This window comes from Thauera sp. GDN1 (genome assembly GCF_029223545.1).
Lineage (GTDB): Bacteria > Pseudomonadota > Gammaproteobacteria > Burkholderiales > Rhodocyclaceae > Thauera.
Genome location: NZ_CP097870.1, coordinates 613,703 through 636,050, shown reverse-complemented (window position 1 = coordinate 636,050; position 22,348 = coordinate 613,703). Strand labels below are relative to the sequence as shown.

Below are 22,348 nucleotides of genomic sequence, written 5' to 3'. Positions count from 1 at the left end.
CCCCATCCGCTGGGGACAAGCCGCGCCGGCTGCCTACGCCCGCCCGCCGAACAGCCCGCGGATCCACACCCAGCGGCTGACCACCAGCGCCAGGAAGATCAGCCCGCAGCCGGCGAGCTGCAGCGCGCTCATGGTCTCGGCGAACCACCACGCCGCGGCGAGCGCGGTCCATACCGGCTCGAGCATCATGATCAGCGCCGCATGGCTGGGCGTGGTCAGGCTCTGGCCATAGAGCTGGAGCAGGAAGCGCAGCGTGGTGGCGAGCAGCGCGCTGGCGAGCAGCCAGCCGAGCATCGCCCCGCTCCACTGCTGCGGCCAGCTCTCGATCAGCAGCGCGGGCGGCAACACCAGCACGCCGACCGCCAGCATCTGCACCACGCTCAGTGCACGCACCGGCACGTTGCGCACCACATGCGAATTGACGTTGAACATCAGCGCGAACACGGTCGCCGCGCCGAGGAAGAACCACTGCCCGAGCTCGATGCGGAAGCCGCCCTCGAGCGACAGGCAGGCGAAACCGCCCAGCGCCAGCGGCAGCGCGAACCAGGTGGTGGACGGCGGACGGTCGCCGAAGAACAGGCGTGCGAACACCGGCACCATGACGATGCCCATGCTGGAGATGAACGAGGCCTCGCCCAGATGGCTGCTGTGCGCCAGGCCGAGGATCCACAGCACCATGCCGGCGGCGAACAGGGCGCCGACGAGCACGCTGTCGCGCAGGCCGCGCAGGTCGAGCGCCCGCAACTGCGGCAGCGAGAACATGGCCAGCACCAGACCGGCGATCGCGAAGCGCAGGCCGACGAAGGTCAGCGGCGGCATGCCGGCGAGCGCCTCCTTGGAGAAGATCCAGCCTGCGGCGGCAATGACCGTGGTCAGTGTCAGCAGCAGGTCGGCTTCGAGGCGCTGGCCCGCAGCCGGGGCGTGCGGCGTCGACGGGGCGCTCATCGGCCGACCTCGGGCACGCGCCGCGGGAGCCGGCGCTCAGGGCGCGGGCGGGCAGCGAGGGCGGAGGTCGCTTGGGACGGCAGGCGGAGCGAAGCGGGGAGCGACACGGTGGCGAGGAGGCGAAGGGCGCCACAGCGGCGGCGCGAAGGCGTGCACGATAACCCATTCCGGATGCCCGGCCGCGGCCTCGCCGCCCTCGGTTGCAGGCGACGGGCCGGCCGATGCTAGCATCCACGCCATGCAGTCCTTCGCCACCACCTTCACGTCGCCGGATTCCTCCGCCCCCTACATCGGCCGCTTCGCGCCCTCGCCCACCGGCGCGCTGCACTTCGGCTCGCTGGTCGCCGCGGTCGGCAGCTACCTCGACGCACGCACGCACGGCGGACGCTGGCTGTTGCGCATCGAGGACGTCGATGCCCCGCGCAGCGTTCCCGGCGCCGCCGAGGGCATCATCGCCACGCTGGCACGCTTCGGTTTCGAGTGGGACGGCGAGATCGTCCGCCAGAGCCGCCGCAGCGCAGCCTACGAGGCTGCGCTCGACACCCTGAAAGCCGCCGGCCACGCCTACCCCTGCGTCTGCACCCGGCGCGAACTCGTCGGCCAGCCGCTCGCCCGCGACGGCTCGCGCCGCTATCCGGGCACCTGCCGCGGCGGCCTGGCGCCCAGACGCGAAGGCCGCGCCTGGCGGGTGCGCGCGGACGGCGTGATCCACTTCGACGACGCGGTGCAGGGACCGCAGGAGATCGACCTCGCCGCCGACGCCGGCGACTACGTGGTCAGGCGCGCCGACGGCCTGTTCGCCTACCAGCTCGCGGTGGTGGTCGACGATGCCGAGGCCGGCGTCACCCACGTCGTGCGCGGTGCCGACCTGCTCGACTCCACCGCACGCCAGATCCACCTCCTCGGCCTGCTCGGCGCACCGGTTCCGGCCTACGCGCACCTGCCGCTCGCCACCAACGCCGCCGGCGAGAAGCTCTCCAAGCAGACCCTGGCGCGCGCCATCGACGAGCACCCGCCGCAGGCCGCACTGCTGGCCGCACTGCGCTTTCTCGGCCAGAATCCCCCCGGCACGCTCGCCGGCGCACCGCTGGCCGAACTCTGGCGGTGGGCGCAGGCGCACTGGTCCATCGCCGCCGTGCCGCACTGCCGCCAGGCGGTGGCGGACGGCTCCTTCTGAGGAAATCCATGCATCCGAACGACATCAGCGCCCAGCCCGAGGCCATCCGCAAGCTGCTGCAGGAAACACGCACGATCGCAGTCGTGGGCATCTCCGCCAAGCCCGATCGCCCCAGCCACGAGGTCGCGCACTACCTGCAGCGCGCCGGGTACACGATCATCCCGGTCAACCCGGCCTACCAGGAGGTCATGGGCCTGAAGTGCTACCCCAGCCTGCACGAGGTGCCGGGCAAGATCGACATCGTCGACGTGTTCCGCAAGCCGACAGAGGTGATGGCGGTGGTGGACGAGGCGATCGCGGTGGGAGCCGCCAGCGTGTGGCTGCAACTCGGGGTAATCGCGCCCGAAGCTGCGGACAAGGCCGCCGCCGCCGGACTGAAAGTGGTGAGCGATCGCTGCACCAAGATCGAGCATCGCCGCCTGATCGGCTGAAGCGCGAACACGGCGGCGGGGCGATCCACCCGGGTACCTCAGCCCCATCGGCCCGAATCGCGCCTTGCGGCGCTCCAACACGAACCCTCGGCACCCCGCCGTGCGAACCTCGGCGCGGTGTCAGTGCCTCCCGCCGTAGCCGGCGATGCCGATCGCCAGGCGCACCACCTGGTAGGCCAGCCAGCTCAGTCCGCGGCGCAGCAGGGGCAGGCGCTGCCAGTCGGAGGGTTTGAGTTCGCGGGCGCCGGCACAGATCGCCGCTTCCAGGCTGGCGCGCAGGCGGGCGGCGAAGCCCGCATCGTCGACGAACACGTTCGCCTCGCGTGCCAGCAGCAGGCTGAAGGCGTCGATGTTGCTGGAACCCACGGTGGACCAGCGGCGGTCGATCACCGCCACCTTGGCGTGCAGGTGGCTGCGGTGATACTCGAACAGGCGGATCCCGCGCGCCAGGAACATCGGGTACAGCGCGCGGGTGGCATAGACCTGCAGCGGGTGGTCGGACAGCCCCTGGAGCAGCAGGGTCACCCGCACCCCGCGCGCGGCCGCGTCGACCAGCGCCTGGCGGAAGCGCCGGCCGGGGAAGAAGTACGCGTTGGCGAGGACGATCTCGTCACGCGCGCCGGCGATCGCATCGAGGTAGGCATCCTCGATCGCATGCCGGTAGCGCAGGTTGTCGCGGACCAGGAAGGCTGCGCGGATCTCACCCACCGGCTCGACACGCGGTGGCGCCAGAAAGGGCTGCGAGTCGCGACGGCGGAAGCTCGCCCATGCCACCAGCCGCCACAGGCGCTGCGCGGAAGCGACGATCGGCTCCAGCAGAGGACCCTCGACCCGCACCGCGTAGTCGAAGCGCGGATGCGCCAGCAGGCCGGCATCGAAATCGTCGACGACGTTGATGCCGCCGACGAAGGCCACCCGGCCGTCGATGACCACCACCTTGCGGTGCATCCGGCGCAGGCGGTGGCGACGCAGCGACAGCGGACGCAGTTCGCGGCGGTAGATCAGCACCTGCACGCCCGCCGCACGCAGCCGCGGCAGGATGCGGGCGACGAAGGGGCGGCCGCCGAAGCCGTCGACCATGAGCTTGACCGCCACGCCGCGCGCCGCGGCACGCGCGAGCGCGGCGGCGATGCGCTGGCCGCTGCGGTCGTCGTCGAAAATGTAGGTCTGCAGGAAGATCTCGCGCCCGGCGGCGTCGATCTCGGCTTCCAGCGCCGGGAAGTACTGCTCGCCATTCTCCAGCAGCGCGACCGCGTTGCCGGCCAGGAACTGCATCAGGACACCGGCTCCAGGTCGGCGGTGAGCGCCGCGTGGTCGGAGATCCGCGCCCACGGCGCGCCGTAATGCACCTCAGCCTGGCGCACGCGGAAGCCGCGCACGTAGATGCGATCGAGGCGGAAGAAGGGCAGCGCGCTCGGAAAGCTGCGCGGCGGCCGCCCCTTGCCGCTGCCGAAGGCCTCGGTCAGCCCGAGCCGGCGGCCGATCAGCTCGTCGGCGTGGTTGCGCCAGTCGTTGAAGTCGCCGGCGATGATCAGCGGTGCGTCGCCGGGCGCAAGCTGCTCCATGCGTTCGGCCAGCGCCATCATCTGCCGCCGCCGGCTGCCCGACATCAGCCCCAGATGCACGCACACGCAGTGCACCGGCATGGCGAACTCGGGCAGCTGCACCTCGCAGTGCAGCAGGCCGCGGCGCTCGAAGCGGTGGTCGGAGACGTCCTGGTTGGCGGTGCTGAGGATCAGGTGGCGGGACAGGATCGCGTTGCCGTGGTGCCCGTGGTCGTAGACGGCGTTGCCGCCGTAGGCGGTCTGCTGCCAGGCGTCCTCGGCGAGGAACTCGTGCTGCGGCAAGGCCGGCCAGTCGGGATGGCGCCCCGGATGGCCCAGATGCAGGCCCTGCACCTCCTGCAGGAAGACGAGATCGGCATCGAGGCTGCGCAGGCGCTCGCGCAGTTCATGCACCACCATGCGGCGGTTGAACTGCGAGAAGCCCTTGTGGATGTTGTAGCTGCAGATCCTGAGCGCCATGGCCACCGGACCCCGTGCGCGCCGGTCAGGACACGGCCAGCATGCGGTCGAGCGCGATGCGGGCGAGCTCGGCCTCGTGCGCGGGCACCTTGATCTGGTTCACCACCTTGCCCTCGGCGAGGTTCTCCAGCGTCCACGCCAGGTGCTGCGGGTCGATGCGCTGCATGGTCGAGCACATGCACACGGTGGGCGCCATGAACTGCACCACCTTGCCCTGCGGCTTCATTTCCTCGGCCAGGCGGCTCACCAGGTTGAGCTCGGTGCCCACCAGCCAGTGGGTGTTGGGCGGCGCATTGGTGATGGTGTTGAGGATGAATTCGGTGGAACCGACGTAGTCGGACTTCTGGCAGACCTCGAGCATGCTCTCCGGATGGGAGATGACGAAGCCGTGCGGATGCTTCTCGCGCCAGCGGTCGATGTGCACCGGCTGGAACATCTGGTGCACCGAGCAGTGGCCCTTCCAAAGCAGGATCTTCGCCTTGCGGATCTGCTCGGGGGTGAGGCCGCCGTATTCGAGGTCGGGATCCCACACCACCATCTCGTCGAGCGGGATGCCCTTCTTGAAGCCGGTCCACCGCCCGAGGTGCTGGTCGGGGAAGAACAGCACCTTCTCGCGCTTCGCGAACGCCCAGTCGAGGATGGTCGGCGCGTTGGTCGAGGTGCACACGATGCCGCCATGCTCGCCGCAGAAGGCCTTGAGGTCGGCAGCGGAGTTGATGTAGGTGACCGGGGTGATCACCTCGTCGGGCGTGTCGAGCACCTCGGCGAGTTCGCGCCAGCAGCGCTCGACCTTGGCCAGGCTGGCCATGTCGGCCATCGAACAGCCGGCGGCGAGGTCGGGCAGGATCGCGATCTGGCTGGGCTTGGACAGGATGTCGGCGACCTCGGCCATGAAATGCACGCCGCAGAACACGATGAACTCGGCGTCGGTCTGCGAGGCCAGGCGCGCGAGCTTGAGCGAGTCGCCGGTGAGGTCGGCGTGCTGGTAGACGTCGGCGCGCTGGTAGTGGTGGCACAGCAGCACCGCCTTGTCGCCCAGACGGGCACGCGCGGCGCGGATGCGCTCCTGCGCCTCGTTGTCGGCGAGCACGTTGAAGCGGTCGAAGCTGATGGTCGAAACTTGCATGATGGGTATCCGGATCCGGTCAGGACAATCCTTGGCTTGCTGGAATTCCTGGGGTTGCGGGAATCGGACCCCTGCAGCAGGCCGCCGGTTCCGGCCTGTGGACGGGGCCCTTGCTTAGGAAAGCGCGCTCAGCCCTGATGCCAGGGCAGACCTGCGTGGCGCCAGCCGCCGACGCGGTTGCGCTGGTTGTGGGCGTCCCTGTCGCCCTCGAAGCCTTCGAGGACGTTATAGCAGTTGGCGTAGCCCGACGCGCTCGCCAGCCGCGCCGCCGCATCCGAGCGCCCGCCTGAACGGCACAGGAACAGCACCAGCGCCTCGGGGTCGACCTGGTGCTTGAGCTGGGCGAGGAAGCTGGGGTTGTCCTGCATCGAGGGATAGGACTTCCACTCGATCTCCACCGCCCCCGGCACCCGCCCGACCCAGTCGAGCTCGGCGCGCGTGCGCACGTCCACCAGCTTCACGCCGGGCGCCAGCTGCATCACCTGCCAGGCTTCGGCAGGGGTGAGCGCGCCCTGGTAGGGCAATCCGAGGTTCTCCCCGCGTTCGTGCGCGAGAGTCAGCAGGTCCGACAGGGTTCCCATGCGAACATCCGTCTAAAATGAGGGTCGGCCGAAGTATAGCGCGTCCGTCGCGCCCTCCCCCATGCCCTCCCGTCGAACACCCCCCTCTCCTCACGGCTCCACACACGCGTTCGATGACAAGGCGGCGCGCAGCAGGGGCATCCAGCGCGCGACGCTGACCGCGATCGTGACCAACTCCGTGCTGACGGTCGGCCAGGTCGTGATCGGCCTGTTCGCCAATGCGTTCAGCCTGGTCGCCGATGCGACCCATACCCTGTCCGACCTCATCACCGACCTGATGGTGCTGGTGGCCGGCCGCCGCGGCGCCGACCCGGCCGACACCGACCACCCCTACGGCCACGGCCGCATCGAGACCGCCACCACGCTGGTGCTGGGCGCGGTGCTGGCCGGCGTCGGCGTCGGCTTCCTGTGGAGTTCGGGCATGCGCCTGCAGAACATGGACGCGCTGCCCGGGCTCCATCCCGCGGCGCTGGCGATGGCGCTGCTGACCCTGGCCGCCAAGGAAGGGCTGTTCCGCTTCACGCTGGCGGCATCGCGGCGCCTGCGCGCGCCCATGCTGGAGGCGAACGCCTGGCATGCACGCTCCGACGCCGCGTCCTCGCTGGTCGTCGCCGCAGGCATCGGCGGCAGCCTGGCGGGCTACCCCTTCCTCGAGCCGCTGGCCGCGGCCGTCGTCGGCTTCCTGATCCTGCACATGGGGCTGAAGCTGGCGTGGAAATCGGTCGGCGAGCTGATCGACACCGGGCTACCCGAGGAGGAGCTGCGACGCCTGCGGCGCACGATCGAGACCACGCCCGGCGTGATCGGCCTGCACGAGATGCGCACGCGGCGCATGGCCGACCGCGTCCTGTGCGACGCCCACGTGCAGGTGGATCCACGGCTGACGGTGTCGGAAGGGCACCGGGTCTCGGACAACGTCTATCTGCGCGTGCGCTCCACCCACCCCGAGGTGCAGGACGTGCTCGTTCACATCGACCCGGAGGACGACGGCGAACTGCAGGCCGTCCCGCCCGGGCCGCTGCCCGAGCGCGCGCAGATCGTCGCCGAGATGCGCCAACTGCTGGGCCCTGGCGCACCGGAGCCGAAACGCATCCAGCTGCACTATCTCGGCCAGCGCATCGAGGTCGAGCTCATCCTGCCCGCAAGCCTGGACGAGGCGGCGCTCGCAGCCCTGCGCGGCCGCCGCCGCGCCTGGCTGGAAGCACACCCGCACTACCGCAACATCCGCGTCTTCCACGAACTCGCACTCTAATGGTGCATTGAAACTCCGGAATGCACCAGAATGGTGCGCCCGGCAGCAGGCCCGGGCACCGCTTTCGAGCATCACCCCTTATGGCACAATGAGCTTCGGCTTCGAACGAACCTGGCACGCTTAGTGCTTAGTACTGACCACCGAATCCGGCGCATCGACCGCAAGCCGCTGTGCCTCCCGCTCAACGCACACAACGCCTCATCTCACCAGGAGTGAAAATGAACGCTCAAGACGTCATGAAGATGATCCAGGAAAACGAAGTCCGCTTCGTGGACCTGCGCTTCACCGATATTCGCGGCAAGGAACACCACGTCGGCCTGCCGGTTTCCGCCTTCGAGGAAGAGCACTTCGAGCACGGCCACCCCTTCGACGGCTCCTCGCTGGCCGGCTGGAAGGGCATCCAGGCTTCGGACATGATCCTGATGCCGGAACCCTCGTCCGCCTACATCGACCCCTTCTTCGACGAGACCACGCTGGTCATCACCTGCGACGTCATCGAACCGTCGGACGGCAAGGGCTACGACCGCGACCCGCGCTCGATCGCCAAGCGCGCCGAGGCCTACCTGAAGAGCACCGGCATCGGCGACACGGCCTATTTCGGCCCGGAACCCGAGTTCTTCATCTTCGACTCGGTCGAGTGGTCGGTCGACATGTCGGGCGTCTATAGCAAGATCATCTCGGAAGAGGCCGCCTGGTCCACCGCCGACAAGTTCGAAGGCGGCAACACCGGCCACCGTCCGCGCGTCAAGGGCGGCTACTTCCCGGTGCCGCCGGTCGACAGCCTCAACGACGTGCGCGCCGCCATGGTGCTCGCGCTCGAGGCCTGCGGCGTGCCGGTCGAAGTCCACCACCACGAAGTGGCCAACGCCGGCCAGTGCGAGATCGGCACCCGCTTCAGCACGCTGACCCAGCGCGCCGACTGGACGCAGGTGCTCAAGTACATCGTGCACAACGTCGCCCACCAGTACGGCAAGACCGCCACCTTCATGCCCAAGCCCATCGTCGGCGACAACGGTTCCGGCATGCACGTGCACCAGTCGATCTGGAAGGACGGCCAGAACCTGTTCGCGGGCAACGGCTACGCCGGCCTGTCGGAGACCGCGCTGTACTACATCGGCGGCATCATCAAGCACGCCCGTGCGCTCAACGCGATCACCAACCCGGGCACCAACTCGTACAAGCGCCTGGTGCCGCACTACGAAGCCCCGACCAAGCTCGCCTACTCGGCGCGCAACCGTTCGGCCTCGATCCGCATCCCCTACGTCGCCAACCCGAAGGGCCGCCGCATCGAGGCGCGCTTCCCGGATCCCCTGGCCAACCCGTACATGTGCTTCGCCGCGCTGATGATGGCGGGCCTGGACGGCATTCAGAACAAGATCCACCCGGGCGACCCGGCCGACAAGAACCTGTACGACCTGCCGCCGGAAGAAGACGCGCTGATCCCGACCGTGTGCACCAGCCTCGAACAGGCGCTGGAGTACCTCGACAAGGATCGCGAGTTCCTGACCCGCGGCGGCGTGTTCTCCAACGACTTCATCGACGCCTACATCGCGCTGAAGATGGAAGAGGTGGATCGCATGCGCATCACCACCCACCCGGTGGAATTCGACATGTACTACAGCCTGTAATCCGCGGATTACTGCGCAGCATGGAAAGGACGGGCATTGCCCGTCCTTTTTTTATGGGTTCTAATCAGGCTTCATTCCGCAAGGACAAGGATGCGCCGGCACGCGCTCGACGCCGCCCGCGTCCCGCACATACGCGCATGCAACTGTTTCGACTCCTTCCGCTGATCCTGCTCTCCGGCGTGGCAGCGCCCGCATACGCAGACATCTACAAATGCACCGGCGCCGACGGACGGGTGACCTACACCAACGACCGCTCTCTCGGCCGCGGCTGCGTGCGCCTGCAGAGCGACCAGCCGGTGTCCTCGATCCCCGCACCGGCACGTCGGCCCGGCGCCGCACCGGCCGCCCCGGCGACCGGCTCCTCCGCCGCCTTCCCGCGAGTGAGCCCCAACGACCAGCGCAGCCGCGACGATGCACGTCGCCAGGTGCTGGAGAGCGAGCTGGCCACCGAGGAGGCGGCGCTCGCCACCGCCGAGAAGGCGCTCGCCGAGCAGGAGGCCATCCGCCTCGGCGACGAACGCAACTACCAGAAGGTGCTCGACCGCCTGCAGCCCTTCAAGGACAAGGTCGAGCTGCACAAGCGCAACATCGAAGCCCTGCGCCGGGAGATTTCCGGCCTGCGATGACTCGCGTCTGGCGCGCATCTTGCTTGTCGATGTGAAGACCACCAGGACGCGCCCATGCCGACTCCCCCCAGCCACACCGCCACAGGACACTTCGCCGGCCTCGAGTTGCTGTCGTCGGCCGTCGTCCTCGTGGACGGGCGGCTGGTGATCCGCTACATCAACCCGGGCGCGGAGAACCTGTTCGCGGTCAGCCAGCGCAAGCTTCTCGGCCAGCCGCTCGAACGCCTGCTCGGCACGCCGCCCGGGCTGGGGGCTGCACTCGACAACGCGCTGCGCACCAACTGGAGCTACACCGGGCAGGACATCACCGTCACCCGCAGCGACGCCGACCCGATCCGCCTCGACTGCACGGTGACACCGGTCGAGACCGCCGGCGTGCGCCTGCTGCTGGAATTCCGCCCGATCGACGCCCAGCTCCGCGTCGCCCGCGAGGAGCAGCTGCTGCACCAGCAGCAGGCCAACCGCGAGCTGATCCGCAACCTGGCGCACGAGATCAAGAACCCGCTCGGCGGCATCCGCGGCTCGGCCCAGCTGCTGCACCACGAGCTCGACGATCCGCAGCTGCGCGAATTCACCGACGTCATCATCGCCGAGGCCGACCGCCTGCAGGACCTGATGAATCGCCTGCTGAGCTCGCACAGCATGATGCGCCCGGCGCCGCTCAACATCCACGACGTGCTCGAGCGCGTGCGCCGGCTCATCCTCGCCGAGTTTCCCGCGCTCGACATCCGCCGCGACTACGACCTCAGCCTGCCCGAGCTCACGGCCGACCGCGAGCAGCTGATCCAGGCGGTGCTCAACATCGTGCGCAACGCCGCGCAGGCGCTCGACGGCCACGGCGAGATCCACCTGCGCACCCGCATCGCCCGCCAGGTCACGCTCGCCAAGCGCCGCTACAAGCTGGCACTGGAATTGCAAGTGATCGACGACGGCCCCGGCATTCCGGAGGAGATCCGCGACCGGATCTTCTATCCGCTGGTCTCGGGGCGGGATGGCGGCAGCGGGCTCGGCCTGTCGCTGGCGCAGAGCTTCATCGAGCAACACCAAGGCATGATCGAGGTGGACAGCCGTCCCGGGCGCACCTGCTTCACGATCCTGCTGCCGATTTCCGACCGCGTCTGAACGCGCCGTCGCCCGCACCATCCGGGCGCACGCGCCAAAGAGACGCACCAAGATGGTGCATTGAACAATGAACGACGTCTGGATCATCGATGACGACCGCTCGATCCGCTGGGTGCTGGAAAAGGCCCTCGGTCGCGAGGGGATCCACCACGCCAGCTTCAGCTCGGCCAGCGATGCGCTCGCCGAACTCGAACGCACGCCGCAACCGCCGGCGGTGCTGCTCTCCGACATCCGCATGCCGGGCGAGTCCGGCCTCGACCTGCTGCAGAAGGTGAAGGCCGGTCATCCGCAGCTGCCGGTCATCATCATGACCGCCTATTCGGACCTCGACAGCGCGGTGTCCGCCTTCCAGGGCGGCGCCTTCGAGTACCTGCCCAAGCCCTTCGACGTCGATCAGGCGGTGGCGCTGGTGCGGCGCGCGCTCGAACAGGGCGCGCACCAGAATGGTGCAGCCGAGGATACCGCGCTCGCCCCCGAGATCCTCGGCCAGGCGCCGGCGATGCAGGAGGTGTTCCGCGCCATCGGCCGGCTCGCGCACTCGCACGCCACCGTGCTGATCAACGGCGAATCCGGAAGCGGCAAGGAGCTGGTCGCGCGCGCCCTGCACCGCCACAGCCCGCGCCGCGATGCGCCCTTCATCGCCATCAACACCGCAGCGATCCCGCGCGACCTGCTCGAATCCGAGCTCTTCGGCCACGAGCGCGGCGCCTTCACCGGCGCCGCCACCCAGCGCCGCGGGCGCTTCGAGCAGGCCGACGGCGGCACGCTGTTCCTCGACGAGATCGGCGACATGCCGGCCGAACTGCAGACGCGGCTGCTGCGCGTGCTCTCCGACGGCCACTTCTACCGCGTCGGCGGCCAGCAGCCGATCCGCGCCAACGTGCGGGTGATCGCCGCCACTCACCAGGATCTGGAAGAGCGCGTGCGCCAGGGCCTGTTCCGCGAGGACCTGTTCCACCGCCTCAACGTCATCCGCCTGCGCCTGCCGCCGCTGCGCGAACGACGCGAGGACATTCCGCTGCTGGTGCGCCACTTCCTGCAGAAGAGCGCGCACGAGCTCGGGGTCGAGCGCAAGCGCATCTCCGACGCGGCGCTCGAATACCTGCAGAGCCAGCCCTTCCCCGGCAACGTGCGCCAGCTCGAGAACCTGTGCCACTGGCTGACCGTGATGGCGCCGGCGCAGGTGATCGAGGTCGCCGACCTGCCGCCCGAGATGCGCGACCACCCCGGCAAGGAGGCGCCGACGAGCTGGATCGAGGGCCTCGCCAGCGAGGCCGACCGCCTGATCGCAGCCCACCCGGGCGAGGTCTTCGACCGCCTCACGCGGGAGTTCGAACGCACCCTGATCCGGCGCGCGCTCGCCGCCACCGGTGGTCGCCGCATCGAGGCCGCCCAGTTGCTCGGCATCGGCCGCAACACCATCAGCCGCAAGATCCAGGACCTCGGCATGGATGAGGGCCGCAACGGCGAGGAACACGAGCACTGAGGCACGCGCACCAAGGCACGAACACCGGGCGTGCCGCCCGCCGCACCACGACGGTGCGGCGGACTCGTGCGACGCGGCGGGATGGCGGATAATGCGGCTTTCGACGCGTCCCGCCATCCCGCCCGTGCCGCCAACCCAGCCCTCGTCATCCCGCCCCGCCGCCCCCTTCGCAAGCGACCGCGTGGTCGAGCTCCGCTCGGCATTGGGTGCCCTGGCAGGCGACTTCGCCATCGACTGGGTGGCCGAATGCGCATCCACCAACAGCCTGCTCGTCGACGCCCCCCCGCACGACGACGGCCGCATCCACGTAGTGGTCGCCGACCGGCAGACCGCGGGCCGAGGGCGACGCGGCCGACAGTGGCTGTCCTGGGACGACGCCAGCCTCACCTTCTCCGCGCTGTGGCGCTTCGTGCCCGGCGCCCCGGCGCCCGCGGGGCTGTCGCTGGTCGTCGGCCTCGCCCTCGCGCGCGCGCTGGAGGAGCTCGGCGTGCAGGGCGTGCAGCTCAAGTGGCCGAACGACGTCCTCGTTCATGGCGACAAGCTCGCCGGCATCCTGATCGACCTGCTGCCCGGCCGCGGCCGCCCGCCCGCTGCGGTGATCGGCATCGGCCTCAACCTGCGCCTGCCGGCCGACGCCGACATTCCCGGCCAGACCGGCGTGACCGACCTCGCCCGCGCCCTTGAAGCCGCGCCGCCCGCGCGCGCCGCGATCCTGGCCGCCATCCTCGGCGAGCTGCATCGCCTGCTCGACACCTATTCGAATGCCGGCTTCCCCGCGCTGCGCGAGGCCTGGATGCAGCGCAACGCCTTCGCCGAGCTGCCGGTGCGCATCGCCGGCGAAAGCGAGACCCTGCACGGCATCTGTGCCGGCGTGGACGAGGACGGCGCCCTGCTGCTGCGCACCGATGCGGGCCTGCAGCGCATCCTGGCCGGCGACGTGTCGCTGCGCCCGCAGCCGGGAGCCGCGGCGTGATCCTGCTCGTAGATGCCGGCAACACCCGCATCAAGTGGCGGGTCGTCGCCGCTGGCGCGCCGCTCGTGGCGGTGGCCGAGGGAGCCCTCGCCCACGACGAGGTCGACATGCTCGCCGCGGTGCGCGACCGTCATCCGCAGCTGCAGCGCGCATTCGGCTGCAACGTCGCCGGCGCGGACATCGCCGCGCGCATCGCTGCTGCCTGCGCCGGCCTGCACCTGCAGTGGCTGACGCCGACCGCAGGCTGCGCCGGGGTGCGCAACCTGTACGAACACCCGGCCCAGCTCGGCGCCGACCGCTGGGCGGCGCTGATCGGGGCCCGCGCCCTGCATCCGCACGCCTGCCTGGTCGTCACCGCCGGCACCGCCACCACGGTGGACCTGCTGTCGGCCGCGGGCGAGTTCCTAGGCGGCCTGATCCTACCCGGGGTCTCGCTGATGCAGCAGGCGCTCGCCCGCGGCACCGCGCAGTTGCCGCTGGCCGACGGCCGCTTCGCACTGCAGCCGCGGTGCACGGTGGACGCGATCCACTCCGGCTGCCTGCAGGCGCAGGCGGGCGCGGTGGAGCGCATGTTCCGCCAGCTCGCCGACCAGCCGCAGGCGCTGTGCCTGCTCGGCGGCGGCGCGGCCGACAGCTTCGCCGACCTGCTCCGGATTCCGCTGCGCAGGGTGGACAACCTGGTGCTGACAGGCCTCGGCGCGGTCGCCGGCCTGCCGCCGGCCGACTGATACCGAAAACATTCATCAAGGGAGACAAGACACCATGGAAGCCACCCGCATCCTGCTCGACGCCGCCGACATCCCCACCCACTGGTACAACGTCGCCGCCGACCTGCCGTCGCCACTGGCGCCGCCCCTCGGCCCCGACGGCAAGCCGGCCACGCCGGAGCAGATGGGGGCGATCTTCCCGGGCGCGATCCTCGAGCAGGAGATGAGCACCCAGCGCTGGATCGCCATCCCCGAGGAGGTGCGCGAGATCTACCGCCTGTGGCGGCCCAGCCCGCTGGTGCGCGCGGTGCGCCTCGAGCAGGCGCTCGGCACCCCGGCGAAGATCTTCTTCAAGTACGAGGGCGTGTCGCCCGCCGGCTCGCACAAGCCCAACTCCGCGGTGCCCCAGGCCTTCTACAACAAGCAGGCCGGCATCAAGCGCCTGACCACCGAGACCGGCGCCGGCCAGTGGGGCTCGTCGATCGCCTTCGCCGGGCAGATGTTCGGGCTCGAGGTGCGTGTGTACATGGTCAAGGTCAGCTACGAGCAGAAGCCCTACCGCCGCCTGATGATGCAGACCTGGGGCGCCGAGGTCTTCGCCAGCCCCTCGCCCCACACCGAGACCGGCCGCCGCCTCCTCGCCGAGAACCCGGACAACCAGGGCTCGCTCGGCATCGCCATTTCCGAGGCGGTCGAGGAAGCCGCCGGCCGCGCCGACACCAACTACACCCTGGGCTCGGTGCTCAACCACGTCGTGCTGCACCAGAGCATCATCGGCCTCGAGGCCAAGAAGCAGTTCGACAAGGTCGGCCTCTACCCCGACGTGGTGATCGGGCCCTGCGGCGGCGGCTCCAGCTTCGCCGGCATCGCCTTCCCCTTCCTCGCCGACAAGGCCGCGGGCGACAAGCGTGCCGAGGGACTGCGCTGCGTCGCGGTCGAGCCGACCTCCTGCCCGACGCTGACCAAGGGCGAGTACGCCTACGACTACGGCGACGCCTCCGGCTTCACGCCGCTGATGAAGATGTACACGCTCGGCCACGACTTCATGCCGCCGGGCATCCACGCCGGCGGCCTGCGCTATCACGGCGACTCGCCCCTGGTCTCGCACCTGCTGCACGCCGGCCTGATCGAGGCTGCCGCGGTGCCGCAGCTCGCCACTTTCGAGGCCGGCGTGCAGTTCGCGCGCGCCGAGGGCATCATCCCGGCGCCGGAGTCCTGCCATGCGATCCGCCAGGCGATCGACGAGGCGCTGAAGTGCAAGGCCAACGGCGAGGCGAAGACCATCCTCTTCAACCTCACGGGCCACGGCCACTTCGACATGAGCTCCTACGAGCGCTACTTCTCGGGCAAGCTGGAGAACTACGACTACCCGGCCGACGCGGTCGCGGCCTCGCTCGCGCACCTGCCCAAGGTCGGCTGAGCGCGAGCTCGCGCCCTGCCGCAAAACGGTGCCGCGGGGCGCGGCCGACTTTCAGCCGCGACCAAGGATTGACCAAGCTCCATACGCATGACGACCCTGCGCTTCCTGCTCATCCTGCTGCTGATGCTCAACGCGCTCGCCTTCGCCGCGCTGCGCGGCTGGCTCGGCCAGACGCCGGCCGCAGGAGAGCCGGAGCGCGTCGCGGCACAGCTGCATCCCGACCGCATCCGCCTTGCGAACGAGCGCGTGCCCGAGCCGGTCACGTCCGAGTCTCCCTCCGATGCGGCCGCAGCGGAGGTGCCGATGCCGTCCGCCGTCGATCCGGCGGCGGCAGATCCCCGCGCGATCGCCTCCGCTGCGGCCGATTCGAGCGCGACCGACGCCGAGACCGCCGGGGAGCTTCCCGGCACACCTGCTCCCGAAGCGCCCGCCACGGAGGCGCTCACGGACACGAGCACACCACCGGCAGCGAGCGGCGAGGATGTGTCCGGAACCCCGGCGGGCGAAGCACAGGCACCGCTGCCGGGCGCGGATGAAGTCGCAGCCGGCGCAACGGTGAACGCCGCGGATGCCCCCACCACCCAGCCGGCCAACGAACCCGCGCCTGCAGCCGATGCAGCCCCGCCCATGGTCTGCCATGCCTGGGCCAGGCTGACGCCCGATCAGGCCGATCGCCTCGCCCAGCGCCTGCGCCGGATCGGCGCCACACCCGCCCGCACCCGCACCGAAACGCCCGACTCGTGGTGGGTGCGGATCCCGCCCCAGCGCAGCCAGGAGGAGGCCGAACGCCGCGTCGTCGAGCTCAACCTGCTCGGCGTGAGCGACATGTTCATCGTACGCGAACCGGGTCCGACGCAATATGCGGTATCGCTCGGCGTGTTCAAGACCGAGGACCGCGCGCGCGTGCTGCTCGGCCAGTTGCGCGGCCGCGGCGTCACCAACGCCGGGATCGAGCCGAGGACGACCACGACCTATCGCATCCAGGCCAGCATTCCGGCCGGCCAGCTGCGCACGATCGAATCCGCGGCCCCCGGCCTGCGCACCCGACGCCAGGCGTGCGCGCCGGACTGAACCCCATGCACAGCTCACTCCCCTACATCGTCGGCCTCACCGGCGGCATCGGCAGCGGCAAGAGCGCCGCAACCGCGCGCTTCGCCGCCCTCGGCGCCAGCGTGGTCGACACCGACCTGATCGCCCACGCCCTCACCGCGCCCGGCGGCGCAGCCATCGATGCCATCCGCCGGGCCTTCGGCGCGGGCATGATCGCGGCGGACGGCAGCCTGGATCGCGCGGCGATGCGTGCGCTCGCCTTCGCGCACCCGGACGCGCGGCGCGAGCTCGAGGCGATCCTGCACCCGATGATCCGCGACGAGAGCGCCCGGCAATGCCGGCAGGCCAGCGGGCCGTACGTGATCCTCGCGGTGCCGCTGCTCGTCGAGTCGGGGACTTACCGCGAGCGCTGCGATCGGATCTGCGTCGTGGACTGCCCGGAGGCGGTGCAGGTCGCGCGCGTGCGTGCGCGCAACGGCCTGGCCGAAGAGCAGATCCGCGCCATCATGGCCGCGCAGGCGAGCCGTGCGCAGCGCCTGGCCGCGGCGGACGACGTGATCGACAACGGCGGCAGCCTTGCCGAGCTCGAAGCCCAGGTCGAACGCCTGCATGCGAGCTATCTGGCCGCGGCCGACGGGATCGGTGACTGAGCGCACCGCCGCGACGCGGCGGACGTGGTGAAACGGGGGCCTGTGCTATCATCGGCCCGATTCAAGAAGGCGCGAGACTTGCGGATCCTGTGCGGTGATTAGCTACGAATATCCTCTCAACGAGCGCATCCGCACGCTGCTGCGTCTGGAGGATCTTTTCCTCAAGATCGCCCACTTCACCGCGGGCGCCGCGCCGCAGGACCACCATGTCGCGCTGCTGACCATCTTCGAGACCCTCGAAGTCGCCAGCCGCGCCGACCTCAAGGTCGACCTGGTGCAGGAACTCGAGCGCCAGCGCCAGATCCTGATGTCCTTCCGCAACAACCCCGAGATCTCCGAGGAGGCGCTCGCCGGCGCGCTGTACGAGATCGAGCAGGCCTCGGCGGGACTGCTCGCGATGGCGGGCAAGATCGGCCAGTACCTGCGCGAGAACGAGTGGCTGATGAGCATCCGCAGCCGGGCGGCGATTCCGGGCGGGGTGTGCCAGTTCGACCTGCCGTCCTACCATTACTGGCTCAATCGCGACCCGGAGGTCCGCCGCCGCGACCTCGACGCCTGGATCCGCCCGATGGCGCCGATCAGTGACGGCCTCGAGATCGTGCTGCGCCTGCTGCGTGCGAGCGGGCACGCGGAAGCACAGCTGGCCCGCGGCGGCGCCTTCCAGCTCACCATGCAGGGCCGCAGCGCGCAAATGGTGCGCGTGCGCCTGGCGCGCGCCGAGACCGTGGTGCCGGAGATCAGCGCCAACAAGTACGCACTGAACGTGCGCTTCATGCTGCCGGAAACCGTCGCCCGCCCGCGCCTGGCCGAGCGCGACGTCGCCTTCGAACTCACCTTCTGCAGTCTGTGAGGCGCTCATGAGCGACAAGGTACGCGTCGTCAACTGCCCGACCTGTGGAAAACCCGTGCCCTGGCAGCAGGAAAGCGCCTGGCGACCGTTCTGCTCGGCACGCTGCCGTCAGATCGACCTCGGCGCCTGGGCTTCCGAGGAATACCGGGTGCCCACCGCCCCGCCCGACGCGCCACTGGACGACGTCGATTTCCAGCCGCCCGGCCTGGGAGAAGGTCGGCGACGCTGAACGGCGCCGACGTTCGCCGAACGTCGAAGCGCCGCTGCAGCGCTAGCGGCCGCCGGTCGCCGAGGGCCGTCCGGCTCGTACATCCCCCCACACCCCGCGGATCGCCGCGATACCGTGTGCGCCGGCATCGCGGGCGGGCGCCATGTCGTCCGCGCTCAGTCCGCCCAGGGCGAGGACCGGCATCGGCAGTCCCGCCGCCAGGCGGGCAAAGGCCTCCCAGCCCAGGGCCGGCTGCCCGGGATGGGTCGAGGTCGGCTTCACCGGCCCGAGCAGGGCGTAATCGAGACCCAGCGCCGCCGCGTGCTCGAGCTCCGCGCGCGTGTGGCACGAGGCGCCCACCCATTCGAATTGCGGACGCGCCTGCGCGGACATCAGCATCTTCGCCGGCAGATGCACGCCATCGGCACCCAGCCGGGCAGCAAGCTCGAGATCGCCATTGACCAGCACCAGCCCGCGATGCGCCCGCACCCGCGCCAGCACCTCGGCGGTGAAGCGCGCACGTTCGGCCGCGTCGAGCCCCGCCTCGCGTACCTGGACGAGGCGCAGACCGCCCGCCAGCGCGCGGTCGAGCGCGGCGAGCTGGGCCGTAACCCCCAGCGCGGCGGCCTGGGTGATGCCCATCGTGCGCGGCAGGCGCAGGGCCTTGAGGATCGGGCCGTTGGCGGGCAGCATGGGTTCGCGGCTGGGGCCGTCGGGGCGGACCCAGGCCAGCGCACTGTGCACCTTGTCGTCGAGCTCGCCCTCCCATTCGGCGACCTCGAAGAAGTGCAGCCGGACATGGGCGTGCTCGTACAGGTGTTCGCGGCGCAACCAGGGACGCAGCCGGGTGACGCGGATGCCGAGCTCCTCGTCGAGCTCGCGACACAGGGCCTGCGCGGGCGTCTCGCCCGGCTCGACCTTGCCGCCGGGAAACTCCCAGTAGCCGGCATACACCGTGTCCTGCGCGCGCTGGCCGAGCAGGTAGGATCCATCCGGGCGCAGCAGCACGCCGGCGGCGACATCGACGAGCTTGCGGGTCATGCCGTTTCGTCCTCGAGACGGCCGGCGTGATCGCGCGCGAACTGCCAGGCGACGCGACCGGAGCGAGAGCCGCGCATCAGCGCCCACTGCAAGGCCTCCTGGCGGGCGGCCTCGACGTCCGCCGCGCTCGCCCCGAAGCTGCGCAGCCAGTGCGCGACGATGTCGAGATATTCGTCCTGGCTGAAGGGGTAGAAGGAGATCCACAGCCCGAAACGCTCCGACAGCGAAATCTTCTCCTCCACCGCCTCGCCCGGGTGCAGCTCGCCATCGACGTGGCGGGCCTGCAGGTTCTCGTCGTGGTATTCCGGCATCAGGTGGCGGCGGTTCGAGGTGGCATAGATCAGCACGTTGTCGGACATCGCCGACACCGAACCGTCGAGCACGCTCTTGAGCGCCTTGTAGGCGTCCTCGCCCTCCTCGAAGGACAGGTCGTCGCAGAACAGGATGAAACGCTCGGGCCGGCCGGCGATCAGCTCGACGATTTCGGGCAGGTCGACCAGATCGCTCTTGTCCACCTCGATCAGGCGCAGGCCCCGTGGCGCGTACTCGTTGAGCAGCGCCTTCACCAGCGAGGACTTGCCGGTGCCGCGCGCGCCGGTCAGCAGCACATTGTTTGCGCGCCGGCCGGCGAGGAACTGGCGGGTGTTGCGGTCGATGCGCGCCTTCTGGTCGTCGACGTCCTGGATGTCGGCGAGGGTGATGCGGTGCGGCAGGCGCACCGGCTTCAGCGCCCCGCGTCCATGCCGGCGCTGCCAGCGGAAGGCGAGCGCGGCCTCCCAGTCGGGCTGCGGCGCCGGACCGGGCAGCAGGGTCTCGAGGCGCTCGAGCACGCGTTCGGCGCGCGCCAGCAGATCGGCGAGTTCGGTGGTCATGAGGGCGTTTCGATGTCCTGGTTGTCGGCAGTTCCCGGGCTGCGGGGGGTGGCGGATTCCACGACCACTGCGCCGGCATCCAGCTTCTGCCGCGCTCGTGAAGGGGCCTCGCCTGCATGCGTCGGCAGCGCCCGGGGGACCGGTATACTGGCGGCAATGCCCACCGAGTTCAACCGATGTCCCCGATGATCCCGTTCCACATCCGTCGCCACGCCCTACCGCTCTTCGTCGGCCTGCTCCTCGGCGCCTGCGCCCACCCGCCGGGCGCGCCCAAACTCGAGACCGAGGAAGCACCGGCGACGGCAAAGCCCAGCACAGGCACCACCGCAGGCCCCAAGCAAGGCGAGCAGGCCGCGGCAACCCCTGCCACCGCGCCCTTGCTGGCGAGCACATGGCAGGCGGTCAGTGGCTGGCAGCAGGACGATCCGGCGCAGGCCTGGCCGGCGCTGCGCGCCTCGTGCCCGAGCCTGTCGCGCCAGGCCGCCTGGAAGACGGTCTGCGAGCGTGCCGCGGCGCTCGGTGCGCAGCCGTCCGCAGGCGCGGCGCGCCAGTTCTTCGAGACGAATTTCACTCCCTGGCAACTGACGAACGCCGACGGCAGCACCCAGGGCCTGGTCACCGGCTACTACGAGCCGCTTATCCGCGGCAGCCGGACCCGCAGCGCGCGCAGCGCCTGGCCGATCCATGGGGTGCCGAAGGACATGCTGACGATCGAGCTCGGCGACGTCTATCCCGAACTGAAGAACATGCGTCTGCGCGGCCGTCTGGTCGGCAACAAGGTCCTTCCTTACTGGACCCGGGCGCAATTCGGCGAGCGCGCGGAACAGGCGCAGGCACCGGTGCTGCTGTGGGCGGACGATCCGATCGAGCTGTTCTTCCTGCAGGTACAGGGCTCCGGCCGCGTCCAGCTCCCAGACGGCAAGCTGGTGCGCATCGGCTATGCGGACCAGAACGGCCACCCCTACCAGTCGATCGGACGCTGGCTGGTCGCGCAGGGGGAGCTGCCGCTCGAGAAGGCATCGATGGAAGGCATCAAGCGCTGGGCCCAGGATAATCCCCAGCGCCTGGACGAACTGCTGAACGCCAACCCGAGCTATGTCTTCTTCCGCGAGCTCCCCACCTCGAACGGCGGGCCGATCGGTGCGCTCGGTGTGCCGCTCAGCGCCGGGCGCAGCATCGCCGTCGACCCGCGCTACGTCCCGCTGGGCGCGCCGGTGTTCCTGGCGACCACCCATCCGCTCAGCACCAGGCCGCTGCAACGCCTGATGCTGGCGCAGGACACCGGCAGCGCGATCAAGGGCGTCGTGCGTGCGGATTTCTTCTGGGGCTTCGGTGCGGAGGCCGGCCGCGAGGCCGGCAGGATGCGCCAGCAGGGCAGCATGTGGGTACTGCTGCCCAAGGGCCTGGAACCGCCACAGGCGCGCTGAGCGGACAGCGCGCCGGCAGCGATCAGGGCTTCACGGCGGCGAGCGCCTTCTCGAGTTCCGCACGCGGCACGTAGCCACCGATGCGCGTGCCGTCGGCGAGGAAGATGGTCGGCGTGCCGCTGATGCGCAGGCTCTGACCCAGCTCGACGTTGCGTGCAATGGGGGCGGTGTCGCATTTGGCCACGGCCGGGGCCTTGCCGCCCACCACCCAGTCGGTCCACACCTTGCCCTGGTCCTTGCTGCACCAGATGTTGTCGGACTTGGTACGCGAGTCCTCGCTCAGGATCGGGTACAGGAAGGTGTAGATCGTGATGTCGTCCATCTCGGCCAGTTCCTTGCCGAGGCGCTTGCAGTAGCCGCAGTTCGGATCCTCGAAGGTCGCGATCACCCGCGTTCCCTTGCCCTTGACCACCTTGACCGCCTGATCCAGGGGCAGCTTCGAGAAATCGATCGCGGCGAGCTGGTTCATGCGCTGCTCGGTCACATCGCGGCGCGTCGCCGTGTCGATGATGTTGCCGTCGATGATGAAGCTGCTCTTGGCATCGGTATAGACCAGTTGGCCGTTCTTGAGCACGACCTCGTACAGGCCACCGTACTCGGTCGCTTTCACGGACTCGACGGCCGGCGCGCCGATGAAGGCTTCCATGCTCTTCTTGACCGCATCCTCGCTTGCCAGAGCAGTGGCCCCGAGCGTCATGGCGAAGGTGAAGGACAGGGGCTTGAGCAAGGTACGTGCCGCGAAGGAATTCATC

The 22,348-nt window shown here is 70.0% G+C and carries 23 protein-coding genes; 15 read left to right on the top strand and 8 right to left on the bottom strand.

All coding sequences use genetic code 11. The features are described 5' to 3' along the window. Positions 1-33: 33 nt before the first annotated feature. Positions 34-945: a DMT family transporter gene (locus CKCBHOJB_RS02810; protein ID WP_281050517.1), complete on the bottom strand. Its 912-nt coding sequence runs from the start codon at positions 943-945 to the stop codon at positions 34-36. A 238-nt stretch (positions 946-1,183) separates the two neighbouring features. On the opposite strand from CKCBHOJB_RS02810, the gene gluQRS reads away from it, so the two are divergent. Both gluQRS and CKCBHOJB_RS02800 read left to right on the top strand, forming a co-directional pair. Further along, positions 1,184-2,122, top strand: a complete 939-nt coding sequence (gluQRS, locus tag CKCBHOJB_RS02805) for a tRNA glutamyl-Q(34) synthetase GluQRS (RefSeq protein ID WP_281050516.1) — start codon at positions 1,184-1,186, stop codon at positions 2,120-2,122. 8 nt (positions 2,123-2,130) lie between these two features. After that, complete coding sequence (locus CKCBHOJB_RS02800) at positions 2,131-2,553, top strand: CoA-binding protein (protein ID WP_281050515.1); 423 nt, start codon at positions 2,131-2,133, stop codon at positions 2,551-2,553. Positions 2,554-2,673: 120 nt separating this feature from the next. Here CKCBHOJB_RS02800 and clsB read toward each other — a convergent pair whose 3' ends face one another. From clsB to CKCBHOJB_RS02780, 4 genes are all read right to left on the bottom strand, one after another. Next, the gene (gene clsB / locus CKCBHOJB_RS02795) at positions 2,674-3,828 is read right to left on the bottom strand and encodes a cardiolipin synthase ClsB (protein ID WP_281050514.1); all 1,155 of its coding nucleotides are present in this window, start codon (positions 3,826-3,828) and stop codon (positions 2,674-2,676) included. Then, complete coding sequence (locus tag CKCBHOJB_RS02790; protein WP_281050513.1) at positions 3,828-4,577, bottom strand: endonuclease/exonuclease/phosphatase family protein; 750 nt, start codon at positions 4,575-4,577, stop codon at positions 3,828-3,830. The genes clsB and CKCBHOJB_RS02790 overlap by 1 nt, the downstream gene beginning before the upstream one ends. A 25-nt stretch (positions 4,578-4,602) precedes the next feature. After that, positions 4,603-5,703 (bottom strand): quinolinate synthase NadA, encoded by a 1,101-nt coding sequence (nadA, locus tag CKCBHOJB_RS02785; RefSeq protein WP_281050512.1) that lies wholly within the window; start codon positions 5,701-5,703, stop codon positions 4,603-4,605. Between the two features lie 128 nt (positions 5,704-5,831). After that, a complete protein-coding gene (locus CKCBHOJB_RS02780) occupies positions 5,832-6,284 on the bottom strand; it encodes a rhodanese-like domain-containing protein (protein WP_281050511.1) in 453 nt (150 codons plus the stop codon). 61 nt (positions 6,285-6,345) lie between these two features. On the opposite strand from CKCBHOJB_RS02780, the gene CKCBHOJB_RS02775 reads away from it, so the two are divergent. From CKCBHOJB_RS02775 to yacG, 12 genes are all read left to right on the top strand, one after another. Further along, on the top strand, positions 6,346-7,536 hold the full coding sequence (locus CKCBHOJB_RS02775; RefSeq protein WP_281050510.1) for a cation diffusion facilitator family transporter: 1,191 nt from the start codon (positions 6,346-6,348) through the stop codon (positions 7,534-7,536). 218 nt (positions 7,537-7,754) lie between these two features. After that, entirely contained in the window at positions 7,755-9,164 is a 1,410-nt protein-coding gene (gene glnA, locus CKCBHOJB_RS02770) for a type I glutamate--ammonia ligase (protein ID WP_281050509.1), read from the top strand. A gap of 137 nt (positions 9,165-9,301) precedes the next feature. Beyond that, positions 9,302-9,790 (top strand): DUF4124 domain-containing protein, encoded by a 489-nt coding sequence (locus CKCBHOJB_RS02765; protein ID WP_281050508.1) that lies wholly within the window; start codon positions 9,302-9,304, stop codon positions 9,788-9,790. 54 nt (positions 9,791-9,844) lie between these two features. Further along, positions 9,845-10,912, top strand: coding sequence for a nitrogen regulation protein NR(II) (gene glnL, locus CKCBHOJB_RS02760; RefSeq protein ID WP_281050507.1), 1,068 nt, complete (start codon positions 9,845-9,847; stop codon positions 10,910-10,912). Positions 10,913-10,979: 67 nt separating this feature from the next. Continuing rightward, the gene (gene ntrC, locus CKCBHOJB_RS02755; RefSeq protein WP_281050506.1) at positions 10,980-12,398 is read left to right on the top strand and encodes a nitrogen regulation protein NR(I); all 1,419 of its coding nucleotides are present in this window, start codon (positions 10,980-10,982) and stop codon (positions 12,396-12,398) included. Between the two features lie 181 nt (positions 12,399-12,579). After that, positions 12,580-13,371 carry a biotin--[acetyl-CoA-carboxylase] ligase gene (locus tag CKCBHOJB_RS02750; protein WP_281050505.1) on the top strand — a complete coding sequence of 264 codons (792 nt, stop codon included), beginning with the start codon at positions 12,580-12,582 and terminating at the stop codon, positions 13,369-13,371. Further along, positions 13,368-14,099 (top strand): type III pantothenate kinase, encoded by a 732-nt coding sequence (locus CKCBHOJB_RS02745; RefSeq protein WP_281050504.1) that lies wholly within the window; start codon positions 13,368-13,370, stop codon positions 14,097-14,099. The genes CKCBHOJB_RS02750 and CKCBHOJB_RS02745 overlap by 4 nt, the downstream gene beginning before the upstream one ends. Before the next feature lie 34 nt (positions 14,100-14,133). Next, positions 14,134-15,498 carry a TrpB-like pyridoxal phosphate-dependent enzyme gene (locus tag CKCBHOJB_RS02740; RefSeq protein WP_281050503.1) on the top strand — a complete coding sequence of 455 codons (1,365 nt, stop codon included), beginning with the start codon at positions 14,134-14,136 and terminating at the stop codon, positions 15,496-15,498. 87 nt (positions 15,499-15,585) lie between these two features. Next, entirely contained in the window at positions 15,586-16,569 is a 984-nt protein-coding gene (locus tag CKCBHOJB_RS02735) for an SPOR domain-containing protein (RefSeq protein ID WP_281050502.1), read from the top strand. A 5-nt stretch (positions 16,570-16,574) separates the two neighbouring features. After that, on the top strand, positions 16,575-17,198 hold the full coding sequence (gene coaE, locus CKCBHOJB_RS02730; protein WP_281050501.1) for a dephospho-CoA kinase: 624 nt from the start codon (positions 16,575-16,577) through the stop codon (positions 17,196-17,198). A 94-nt stretch (positions 17,199-17,292) separates the two neighbouring features. Beyond that, positions 17,293-18,048 (top strand): cell division protein ZapD, encoded by a 756-nt coding sequence (gene zapD, locus CKCBHOJB_RS02725; RefSeq protein ID WP_281050500.1) that lies wholly within the window; start codon positions 17,293-17,295, stop codon positions 18,046-18,048. A gap of 7 nt (positions 18,049-18,055) precedes the next feature. Continuing rightward, a complete protein-coding gene (yacG, locus tag CKCBHOJB_RS02720) occupies positions 18,056-18,277 on the top strand; it encodes a DNA gyrase inhibitor YacG (protein ID WP_281050499.1) in 222 nt (73 codons plus the stop codon). A 42-nt stretch (positions 18,278-18,319) separates the two neighbouring features. Here the strand turns inward: yacG and CKCBHOJB_RS02715 are convergent, their stop codons facing one another. Together CKCBHOJB_RS02715 and CKCBHOJB_RS02710 are read right to left on the bottom strand one after the other, a co-directional pair. Next, entirely contained in the window at positions 18,320-19,297 is a 978-nt protein-coding gene (locus CKCBHOJB_RS02715) for a Nudix family hydrolase (RefSeq protein ID WP_281050498.1), read from the bottom strand. Continuing rightward, positions 19,294-20,169, bottom strand: coding sequence for an ATP-binding protein (locus CKCBHOJB_RS02710; RefSeq protein WP_281050497.1), 876 nt, complete (start codon positions 20,167-20,169; stop codon positions 19,294-19,296). Before CKCBHOJB_RS02710 ends, CKCBHOJB_RS02715 begins: the two co-directional genes overlap by 4 nt. Before the next feature lie 380 nt (positions 20,170-20,549). Between CKCBHOJB_RS02710 and CKCBHOJB_RS02705 the strand changes: the two genes are divergently transcribed. Further along, on the top strand, positions 20,550-21,596 hold the full coding sequence (locus CKCBHOJB_RS02705; protein ID WP_281051597.1) for a murein transglycosylase A: 1,047 nt from the start codon (positions 20,550-20,552) through the stop codon (positions 21,594-21,596). A gap of 22 nt (positions 21,597-21,618) precedes the next feature. On the opposite strand, the gene CKCBHOJB_RS02700 is transcribed toward CKCBHOJB_RS02705, so the two are convergent. Further along, positions 21,619-22,347 carry a DsbC family protein gene (locus CKCBHOJB_RS02700; protein WP_281050496.1) on the bottom strand — a complete coding sequence of 243 codons (729 nt, stop codon included), beginning with the start codon at positions 22,345-22,347 and terminating at the stop codon, positions 21,619-21,621. Between the last annotated feature and the right edge of the window lies 1 nt (position 22,348).